Annotated in this window: 8 protein-coding genes and 2 pseudogenes; 6 read left to right on the top strand and 4 right to left on the bottom strand. The window is 60.4% G+C overall.

Annotation, left to right across the window (positions count from 1 at the left end; translation table 11 throughout):
• Window positions 1–245: pseudogene (locus BLR85_RS21665) on the bottom strand (IS110 family transposase); the annotation flags it as partial.
• A 164-nt stretch (window positions 246–409) separates the two neighbouring features.
• The gene (locus BLR85_RS21660; RefSeq protein WP_170844686.1) at window positions 410–730 is read right to left on the bottom strand and encodes a hypothetical protein; all 321 of its coding nucleotides are present in this window, start codon (window positions 728–730) and stop codon (window positions 410–412) included.
• Window positions 731–736: 6 nt separating this feature from the next.
• On the opposite strand from BLR85_RS21660, the gene BLR85_RS29290 reads away from it, so the two are divergent.
• Window positions 737–1,000: a hypothetical protein gene (locus BLR85_RS29290; protein WP_170844685.1), complete on the top strand. Its 264-nt coding sequence runs from the start codon at window positions 737–739 to the stop codon at window positions 998–1,000.
• Here the strand turns inward: BLR85_RS29290 and BLR85_RS21655 are convergent.
• A pseudogene (locus tag BLR85_RS21655) lies at window positions 990–1,286 on the bottom strand (transposase); the annotation flags it as partial. The gene BLR85_RS29290 and the pseudogene BLR85_RS21655 overlap by 11 nt on opposite strands.
• Window positions 1,287–1,376: 90 nt before the next feature.
• A complete protein-coding gene (locus BLR85_RS21650) occupies window positions 1,377–2,411 on the bottom strand; it encodes a LacI family transcriptional regulator (RefSeq protein WP_093162256.1) in 1,035 nt (344 codons plus the stop codon).
• 191 nt (window positions 2,412–2,602) lie between these two features.
• On the opposite strand from BLR85_RS21650, the gene BLR85_RS21645 reads away from it, so the two are divergent.
• The 5 genes from BLR85_RS21645 to BLR85_RS21625 all read left to right on the top strand — a co-directional run bounded on the left by BLR85_RS21645 (window position 2,603) and on the right by BLR85_RS21625 (window position 7,532).
• Complete coding sequence (locus BLR85_RS21645) at window positions 2,603–3,844, top strand: ABC transporter substrate-binding protein (protein ID WP_093162253.1); 1,242 nt, start codon at window positions 2,603–2,605, stop codon at window positions 3,842–3,844.
• A gap of 99 nt (window positions 3,845–3,943) precedes the next feature.
• Window positions 3,944–4,822: a carbohydrate ABC transporter permease gene (locus BLR85_RS21640; protein ID WP_093162250.1), complete on the top strand. Its 879-nt coding sequence runs from the start codon at window positions 3,944–3,946 to the stop codon at window positions 4,820–4,822.
• Window positions 4,819–5,700, top strand: a complete 882-nt coding sequence (locus BLR85_RS21635; protein WP_093162247.1) for a carbohydrate ABC transporter permease — start codon at window positions 4,819–4,821, stop codon at window positions 5,698–5,700. The genes BLR85_RS21640 and BLR85_RS21635 overlap by 4 nt, the downstream gene beginning before the upstream one ends.
• A gap of 4 nt (window positions 5,701–5,704) precedes the next feature.
• Window positions 5,705–6,817, top strand: coding sequence for an ABC transporter ATP-binding protein (locus tag BLR85_RS21630; RefSeq protein WP_093162244.1), 1,113 nt, complete (start codon window positions 5,705–5,707; stop codon window positions 6,815–6,817).
• Between the two features lie 28 nt (window positions 6,818–6,845).
• A complete protein-coding gene (locus tag BLR85_RS21625; RefSeq protein ID WP_093162241.1) occupies window positions 6,846–7,532 on the top strand; it encodes a D-lyxose/D-mannose family sugar isomerase in 687 nt (228 codons plus the stop codon).
• Window positions 7,533–7,535 lie beyond the last annotated feature (3 nt).

Below are 7,535 nucleotides of genomic sequence, written 5' to 3'. Positions count from 1 at the left end.
TAAGGTTTGACATAGGCCGCCGGCATGAGCCGAACATCATGGCCAAGCTTGCGCAGTTCGCGACCCCAGTGATGGGCTGAACCGCAAGCCTCCATTCCAACCACACAGCGTGGCAATGTCTCGAAGAAGGCGAGCAGCTTCGCGCGTTTGATTTTCTTGTTGATGATCTTACGCCCGGTAGCCGAAACGCAGTGCACCTGAAAAACGTCCTTGGCCAAATCCAGGCCCACCGTCTTTACTGTCATTGGATGGCTCCTTTCCTCGCAGTCGATGACAACTGCACTTTGGCACGTTCGATGCCGGTGGAGCAGGAGCCATCCACCTCATCCGCTTAGCTGTTTGGGCCCATGCTAGATACTAAGCGTCCCAGATGTTCGGCAAAGGTCAAATCCAGCCCCCGCAACCATTGTTACGAACAGCCCGTGGCGTCGCCGCGGGCTTTCGTTTTTTCGGACAGCGTCATGAGACCGGCGAGTTCTCCGACCAGTTCGATCTGAAGGCTATCTCCCTCGGGAACAATGCGAATCTCGGAGATGAGGCTCCGGATCTGGTTGGCGGCGGCGGTCCGGAGATCGGGTTTGTTCAAGGCCGCGGTCAGATTGGCGACCTTCTCGCGGTAGAGATCGGACAGGCCGGGATGAACCCGGATGGGACTTTCCTCATCCATCCCCGACAACTTGCCTTCGAACGCCGCCTTCTCGGCTTCCAGCGCCGTCATCTTGTCCTTCATGCTCGGGTGGGACATGCCCTCGGTGATGGCATCGATGATCTGATCGATCTTGCGCTTGACCTTGGCGAGGTCGCGCTCCGTCTTGACCCGTTCTTGCCCGATCTCCTTCGCGAGTCGGTTGTATTCCGCCTGATACTCGGTGACGAAGGCGGCGATCAGATCGGGATGCAGAAGCCGATCCTTGAGGCCGCCCAGGACCGTTTCCTCCAGCTTGTCCCGCCGGATGGTCAGCTTGTTGTCGCAGGTTCCCTTGTTCCGGGCGTCGGCTGAGGGTGCTGAAGTCAGGCACAGACCAGTCGAGCCCGGCGAGCTTCAGCAGGCACGCGACGAACCCTGTGGCTTGACGAAGCGCCATGCCAAAAAGGACTTTGATCGTAAGGAAGGCCTGGATGGCCCCATTACTGTAGGTCTGCTGCCGATCTCGCTTCCCGGATGGTGATGCCTCCCAAACAATCGCTGGATCGAACCAGACGGTCAGTGACCCACGCTGCCTCAGCGCCCGATTGTAGTCATGCCAGTTCGTAGTCTTGTAGATCGTCTTGGCGGGTATGCTCATCCCCGCCAGATACCACACTGGATTCAAGCAGGAAATCCCAAGCGTCCTTTGTGCAACTAGGTCCCACTATGGCAGCAGCTTTGATCTTGATCACAGAAACAGCGGCTTTGCAGACTGCAGTGTCATTGGAGGCCGAACGGAGGGTTCGGAAAGCATCGTGAGCAGGTGTTGCGCCATCAAGCGACCAGCCTGCTCGACGTCCTCCTGAATCGTGTCTGCTTCCGGGTCGATTTGAGAAATCACGCCCGAAATCGACTTCGAAACCACCCACAGGTCCCGCCCAAGAACAAGCCCGCATTTCTGGCAGGCGCTGCGGATGGCAAGGTATGATGCCTCGCCGGGGCACAAAAATCCGTCTGGTCGGTTCGGCCCATCCAGAATGCCGCAGGCCCAGTCGCGGATTTCGTCTGCCGGAGTGTCGAGCGTGATGACGTCAGGAACCAGAGTATCGATCCCGAATTCCCTGACGGCGCGCATGAAGCCATATTGAAGATGTTGCCGGAAGGTGAGCGTTTTCGGGGGCAGGATCGCACAGACCTTGCGACAGCCCTTTTCGATCAGGCGCAGCGTTCCCCGATAGGCGAACTCCTCATTGTCGAAATCGACCCAGGAATGCTCCTCCGTGAAGTCCGTTCGTCCATGACTGACGAAAGGAAATCCGTGCTCCATGAGGAAACGGGCACGTGAATCGAAGGGCGCGGTTCTGGTAAAGATGACGCCGTCTGCCTGCCGGTTGACGACGATGTGCCGGATGGGGGCCAATTCATCGGTGTCGTCGAAATGCGGCGTGACGACGAGGTTGTAGCCGCTGCCTTCGAGCGCTGTCGTGAGGCCGATCAGGAGCGCATTTCCGAAGCCTAGGACTTCGAAATGCGGATCGAGGATGAGGTTGATGACCATGGTCCTACCGGTGCGCAGGCGCCGGGCGGCACGGTCTGGTTCATAGCCGATCTGCCGGGCGATCTCGGCCACGCGCCGGCGTGTGGACTCGGCGATCTTGGGGTCCTCCGCCAGGGCACGGGACACCGTCGCCACCGCGAAGCCCGAAAGGTCTGCGATGGTCTTCAGGGTGGGGCGATCTGCCGCTGTTTTTGAGGCCGGTGGGGACGGCGCGTCCGATCGCATGTCTGAGGCCCTCATATGAAAGGTTAAATCGATGCATATTCTTGCACTTTCAATCGAGCACGTCGAGCAAATGCATAAAGAAACCCTCTAGAAAAAAGGTGTTTGCGCCAACGGTGTTGACAGGTGAAGAAAATTGAATCGTTATAACAATGCAACAATACGCTACGCCTATGTTTCATTGGGAGGAAAACATGAAACTCAAGCTTGCTCTGTCCATGACCACCGCTCTGGCCCTTGCGGCATCGGCCGTATCGGCTGCCGAAGTGGAAGTCCTGCACTGGTGGACCTCTGGCGGCGAAGCCGCTGCGCTCAACGTGCTCAAGGAAGATCTCGAGAGCAAAGGTGTGACTTGGAAGGATATGCCGGTCGCCGGCGGCTCCGGTGTCGAGGCCATGACCGTGCTGCGCGCCCGTGTGACCTCGGGCAATCCGCCGACCGCCGTGCAGATGCTGGGCTTCGATATCAAGGACTGGGCGGCCGAAGGCTTCCTCGGGGATCTCGGCGATGTTGCGGAAGCCGAAGGCTGGAGCGAGGTGGTCCCGCCGGCGCTGCAGGAATTCTCCAAGTTCGACGGCAAGTGGATTGCCGCCCCGGTGAACGTGCACTCCACCAACTGGATGTGGATCAACAAAGCCGCGCTGGATGCCGCTGGCGGCAAGGCCCCCGAGACATGGGAAGAGCTGATCGCGGTTCTCGACGCGATGAAGGCCAATGGCATCATCCCTCTCGCGCATGGTGGACAAGCCTGGCAAGACGGCACGGTGTTCGACTCGGTCGTGCTCGGCCTTGGCGACGATTTCTACAAGGCCGCCATCATCGATCAGGACCCGGACGCACTGAGCGGCGAGAAGATGGTCGAAGCCTTCAAGCGCATGGAAGTGCTGCGTGGCTATTTCGACGAGAACTTCTCGGGCCGCGACTGGAACCTGGCCTCGGCCATGGTCATCAATGGCGAGGCTGGCATGCAGGCCATGGGTGACTGGGCCAAGGGCGAGTTCGTGAAGGCCAAGCAGGTTCCGGGCGAGGATTTCGTCTGCATCCGCTTCCCGGGCACCCAGGGCTCCGTCCTGTTCAACTCCGACCAGTTCGCGATGTTCGACGTGTCCGAAGAGCAAGTCGCAGCCCAGAAGATGATGGCGTCCGCGGTCATGAACCCGGACTTCCAGGTCGCCTTCAACCTGGTGAAGGGCTCGGTGCCGGCGCGTACCGACATTCCCGACACCGAGTTCGACGCTTGCGGCAAGAAGGGCATGGCTGACCTCGCCGAAGCCGCCGCGAATGGCACGCTGCAAGGCTCGATGGCCCACGGCCACGGTGCCAGCTCGAACATCAAGTCGGCCATTTTCGACGTCGTCACCGCGCATCTGAACGGTGAATACGGTGCCGAAGAAGCCGCCGAGGAACTCGCCGCCGCTGTTGAGGCCGCGAAGTAATCCCGTCAAGGGCGCGCGCTCCTTCCCCTCCTCCCGCGCGCGCCAAATCTGACTGGCGGGCCCCGTGGCCTGCCAGTCGCACTTCCCGAAGGGGGTCCCATGAGAGAGCGACTGCAGGAATGGGTGCCGCGTATCGTGCTCGCGCCCAGTTTCGTGGCTGTGCTGATCGTCGTCTACGGCTTCATCCTCTACACCGGGTGGCTGTCGATGACGAATTCGCGGATGCTGCCAAATAACGAGTTCATCGGCCTTGCCAATTACACCAAGCTTTTCGGGTTGAAACACTGGAGCATCGCGCTGACCAATCTGGCGATCTTCGGGACGCTCTATATCCTGATCTCCAGCGTGCTCGGTCTTTTTCTCGCCATCCTGCTCGACCAGCAAATCCGGACTGAAGGCTTCATCCGAACCGTCTATCTCTACCCGATGGCGATCTCCTTCATCGTCACCGGCGTTGCCTGGAAATGGTTCCTCGATCCCGGCATCGGGCTCGAGAACACTATGCATCAATGGGGCTGGGAGAGTTTCGAGTTCAAGTGGATCAAGGACCGCGATTTCGCGATCTACACCATCGTCATCGCCGCGATCTGGCAAAGCTCTGGCTACGTCATGGCCATGTTCCTCGCCGGTCTGCGCGGTGTCGACAACGAGATCATTAAGGCCGCGCAGGTCGACGGCGCCTCGGGCTTCCTGATCTACCGCCGGATCATCATCCCGATGATGCGCCCGGTCTTCCTCTCCGCCTTCGTCGTGTTGACCCACCTCGCCATCAAGTCCTACGACCTCGTCGTGGCGATGACCGGCGGCGGCCCGGGCCGGGCGACGGAAATGCCCGCGACCTTCATGTATTCCTACACGTTCACCCGCAACCAGATGGGGGTCGGGGCAAGCTCCGCGATCATCATGCTGATAATGATCTTCTCGATCATCATTCCCTATCTCTACAGCGAAATTCGGGTGGGGGCCGACAAGCGATGAGCCATCCATCCCAAGACAACGCCATTGAATCGGGCCGTTTGATCCGGGCACTGATCTACACGCTTCTGATCTTTTTCGTGATCTACTACCTGCTGCCCCTCTGGGTGATGGTGGCCAACTCCTTGAAGACGCTGGACGAGATCCGGGGCGGCGACATGCTCGCTCCGCCGAAGGACATCACCTTCGAGCCCTGGCGGCAGGCCTGGTCAAAAACCCAGATCGGCGTCGAGGCGACGGGGCTCAAACCCTATTTTCTCAACTCGATCATCATGGTCGTGCCAGCGGTGTTCCTGTCCACCTTCCTCGGGGCGCTCAACGGCTACGTGCTGACGAAATGGGCCTTCCGCGGCTCCAACCTCATCTTCGGCCTGATGCTGCTGGCCTGCTTCATCCCGTTCCAGATCGTGCTCATCCCGATGGCGCGCATCCTCGGCATGCTGAACCTCGCCGGAACCATCAGCGGGTTGATCCTGGTCCACACGGTTTATGGGCTCGGCTTCACCACGCTTTTCTTCCGCAACTACTACGCGGCCTTCCCGACAGAGCTGGTGCGTGCGGCGCAGATCGATGGCGCGAGCTTCTTCCAGGTGTTCTGGCGGATCCTGATCCCCTCATCGGGGCCGATCATCGTGGTCACCATCATCTGGCAATTCACCAATGTCTGGAACGACTTCCTCTTCGGGGCGTCCTTCTCCAGCTATGATTCAACGCCCATCACAGTGGCGCTGAACAACCTGGTGAACTCCTCCACGGGGGTGAAGGAATACAATGTCCACTTCGCCGGCGCGATCCTCGCGGCCTTGCCCACCCTCATCGTCTACATCGTCTCCGGACGCTACTTCGTGCGTGGCCTGATGGCCGGCGCCGTGAAGGGATAAGCCCATGGCCTCTCTGACAATCGACAAACTCATCAAGAGCTTCGGCGCCGTCGAAGTGCTCAAGGGGATCGACCTTGAGATCGAGGATGGCGGCTTTCTCGTGCTCGTCGGCCCTTCTGGCTGCGGCAAGTCCACGCTGCTCAACTGCATTGCTGGCCTGGAAAAGACGACCTCCGGCGAGATCCGCATCGGGGAGCGCAACGTGGAGGGGCTCCACCCCTCCAAGCGCGACATCGCCATGGTGTTCCAGAGCTACGCGCTCTACCCGAACATGACCGTGCGCGGGAACATCTCCTTCGGCATGGAGATCCGCGGCGTCGACAAGGCAGAACAGGAGAACGCCATCCAGGAAGTGGCCGACATCCTGCAGATCGGCGAGTTGCTCGACCGCAAGCCCTCGCAACTCTCTGGCGGGCAACGGCAGCGCGTCGCCATGGGCCGCGCGCTTGTACGCCATCCGCAGGTCTTCCTTTTCGACGAGCCGCTCTCCAACCTCGACGCCAAGTTGCGCGTCGACATGCGCACCGAGATCAAACGGCTGCACAAGCGCATGGGCACCACCATCGTCTATGTCACCCATGACCAGATCGAGGCGCTTACGCTGGCGACGAAGATCGCCGTGCTCGAAGCCGGCTACCTGCAGCAATTCGGCACACCCGACGAGATCTATAACGATCCCAACAACATGTTCGTCGCCGACTTCATGGGTTCACCTTCGATGAACCTGATCGATGGCACGCTGGTTGAGCGCGATGGCGCGCTGGAAGTGCAGATCGCCGGCCATGGCGGATCCTCGATCTCCCTGCCTGTTCCGGACGGTGCCGAGATGCGCAAGCATGTGGGAGGTCCGATCGTCTTCGGCATCCGCCCCGAGGCGATGACCGACCCCGACGGTGCCGACCGCACTTCGCCGCATATCGAGACGCGCGACTGTTACATCGAGGTCAGCCAACCTGCGGGCTCTGACACCTTCGCGCTCACACCGCTTGGCGGCAAGGAGTGTATCGCCCGGTTCCGCGCCGATGCCCGCATCGAGCTTGGCGCTTTCTCTCCGATTTCCTTCAACATGACGAAAGCGGTGTTCTTCGACCCGCAGACGACCGGGCGCATTCGATAAGCGCCCGGGATTCGAAAGAGGACCTCTCATGAAACGCTCCACCATCAACGAGATCATGGCCGCGGCCGACGAGATGATCCGCCACTACGGATTTGTCCTGCCGCCCTTTGCCTATTGGACCCCGGACGAGTTCAAGGCCAGGGGCGAGACCGCGCGTCGGCTGATCGACGCCCGCATGGGCTGGGACATCACCGATTACGGGCAGGCGGACTTCGAGAAGCTCGGTCTGTTCCTGTTCACCCTGCGCAACGGTGAACTGGCCGATCTGCAGCGCGGCGGCGGCATGTGCTATGCGGAGAAACTGCTGATTTCGCGGCAAGACCAGATCAGCCCCTGCCACACCCATGTGATCAAGGCCGAGGACATCATCAACCGCGGCGGCGCCACGATGGCCATCGAACTCTACGGCTCGGATGCGGACGGCAATTTCGACGAGACCGCCGGCGGCAGGGTGATGTGCGACGGCATTGCGCGAGACTTCAAGCCGGGCGAGGTGCTGCTGTTCCAGCCGGGCGAGAGCGTGACGTTGATGCCGGGCGACTGGCATGCCTTCTGGGGCGAGGGCGGTGATGTCCTGATCGGGGAGGTCTCGACCGTCAATGACGACCTGACCGACAATATCTTCCGCGCGCCAATCGGACGGTTTGCCAAGATCGAGGAAGACGTAGATCCGACCCATCTGCTGGTCAGCGACTACGACATCTGGTTGAAATAGGCT

Origin of the sequence: Aliiruegeria lutimaris (genome assembly GCF_900099935.1) — a bacterium.
GTDB lineage: Bacteria > Pseudomonadota > Alphaproteobacteria > Rhodobacterales > Rhodobacteraceae > Tropicimonas > Tropicimonas lutimaris.
The sequence above is the reverse complement of the archived record's forward strand: the minus strand, read 5'-3'. Positions and strand labels throughout refer to the sequence as shown.

Coding starts and splice junctions, on each gene's coding strand:
- BLR85_RS21660 (WP_170844686.1), bottom strand. CDS start 730: ATGAAGGACAAGATGACGGCGCTGGAAGCCGAGAAGGCGGCGTTCGAA.
- BLR85_RS21645 (WP_093162253.1), top strand. CDS start 2,603: ATGAAACTCAAGCTTGCTCTGTCCATGACCACCGCTCTGGCCCTTGCG.
- BLR85_RS21630 (WP_093162244.1), top strand. CDS start 5,705: ATGGCCTCTCTGACAATCGACAAACTCATCAAGAGCTTCGGCGCCGTC.
- BLR85_RS21635 (WP_093162247.1), top strand. CDS start 4,819: ATGAGCCATCCATCCCAAGACAACGCCATTGAATCGGGCCGTTTGATC.
- BLR85_RS21650 (WP_093162256.1), bottom strand. CDS start 2,411: ATGCGATCGGACGCGCCGTCCCCACCGGCCTCAAAAACAGCGGCAGAT.
- BLR85_RS21640 (WP_093162250.1), top strand. CDS start 3,944: ATGAGAGAGCGACTGCAGGAATGGGTGCCGCGTATCGTGCTCGCGCCC.
- BLR85_RS21625 (WP_093162241.1), top strand. CDS start 6,846: ATGAAACGCTCCACCATCAACGAGATCATGGCCGCGGCCGACGAGATG.